Origin of the sequence: Micromonospora sp. D75 (genome assembly GCF_018070405.1) — a bacterium.
In the GTDB taxonomy this organism is placed as follows: domain Bacteria; phylum Actinomycetota; class Actinomycetes; order Mycobacteriales; family Micromonosporaceae; genus Micromonospora; species Micromonospora chalcea.
This window is the reverse complement of record NZ_JAGPXV010000940.1, coordinates 1-1528: the sequence shown is the minus strand read 5'-3', so window position 1 is coordinate 1528 and position 1528 is coordinate 1. Positions and strand designations below refer to the sequence as shown.

Genomic DNA, 1528 nt, shown 5'->3' with positions numbered 1-1528 from the left:
CATGTCGTCTGACGACGCGACGACGAGGAGGTGCCATGGCCGCCGACGAGGCTCCCGCCCGTGACGGGCGCGACCGCACGGAGCCGGTGGGCCCGGACGACGGTCCGGACAGCCCGACCGACCTGACCGCGACGGGCTGGATGGCGACGCTCAAGCGGACCGTCCGGGAGTTCCAGGACGACAGCCTGACCGACTGGGCCGCCGCGCTCACCTACTACGGCGTGCTCTCCATCTTCCCCGGCGTGCTGGTGCTGATCTCGCTGCTCGGCCTGCTCGGTGACCGGGCCACGGAGGGGGTCCGGGACACTGTCGGCCAGGCGGTGCCGGAGGAGAACATCCGCAAGATCATCGAGAGCGCGATCGACCAGGCCGGCCAGTCCGGCGGGCTGGCCAGCATCGCGGCCGTCATCGGTCTGGTCGCGGCCTTCTGGTCCGCCTCCGGCTACATCGCCGCGTTCATGCGCGCCTCGAACAGCATCTACGACGTGCCGGAGGGGCGGCCGATCTGGAAGACGCTGCCGGTGCGCCTCGGCGTGACCGCGGTGATCGGCGTGATGCTGCTGATCAGCGCCGTGATCGTGGTGTTCACCGGCGGCCTGGCCGAGCAGGCCGGAAACGCGATCGGGCTCGGCTCGACCGCCGTCACGGTGTGGAACATCGCCAAGTGGCCGGTGTTGCTGGTGCTGGTGAGCCTGATGTTCGCGATCCTCTACTGGGCCTCGCCGAACGCCCGGCACGGCGGCTTCCGCTGGGTCAGCCCCGGCGGCGTGCTCGCGGTGGTGCTCTGGCTCGTGGTGTCCGGCCTCTTCGCGCTCTACGTCAGCAACTTCGGTTCGTACAACAAGACGTACGGCGCGGTGGCCGGCGTGATCATCTTCCTGGTCTGGCTCTGGCTGAGCAACGTGGCCATCCTGCTCGGCGCGGAGTTCGACGCCGAGCTGGAGCGCAGCCGGGCCATCGCGGCCGGGCACCCGGCCGACGAGGAGCCCTACGTGGAGTTGCGCGACGACCGCAAGCTGCGCAAGAAGGGCAACGCCTCCTCCCACCACTGACCGCTGACCGCACCTCGCCGCCCCGCCCGGATGCGCCCGGGCGGGGCGGCCCGTTTTTCTGGCCCGGCACCTCTTTTGTTCGTATGGACAAAAGTTTGCATCAGGCGTGCCGAAGCTATGGACATGCGACCCGGAAGGCTCCTACTGTGTCGGACACAACACACATCGCCATGGTCGATGTGACGGACTTCCGATGCGGAGGTGACTGCCGGTGCGGACGGTCGACCCCCTGCACGTACGGCTCCTGCGGCTGCTCCGGGACGAGGGCGCGGTGTCCCGCGCCGAACTCGGCGACCGCCTCCAGATGCCCCGCCCGCGCCTGCTCGCCGAGCTGGAACGGCTCGTCTCCCTCGGGTACGTGGCCGAGGCCGGGCTGGCCGCCTCCCGGGGCGGGCGGCGCTCCACCCTGGTCGAGCTGAGCCCGCACCTGCGGTTCGCCGCCGTCGACCTGGGCGCCAGCTCGATCGACGTGGAGG

1 protein-coding gene and 1 pseudogene are annotated in these 1528 nt (G+C 70.5%); both read left to right on the top strand.

All coding sequences use genetic code 11. The features are described 5' to 3' along the window. The first annotated feature begins 35 nt into the window (after positions 1-35). Entirely contained in the window at positions 36-1052 is a 1017-nt protein-coding gene (locus KBX39_RS30890; RefSeq protein ID WP_043329080.1) for a YihY/virulence factor BrkB family protein, read from the top strand. Between the two features lie 211 nt (positions 1053-1263). Further along, positions 1264-1528: pseudogene (locus tag KBX39_RS30885) on the top strand (MarR family transcriptional regulator); the annotation flags it as partial.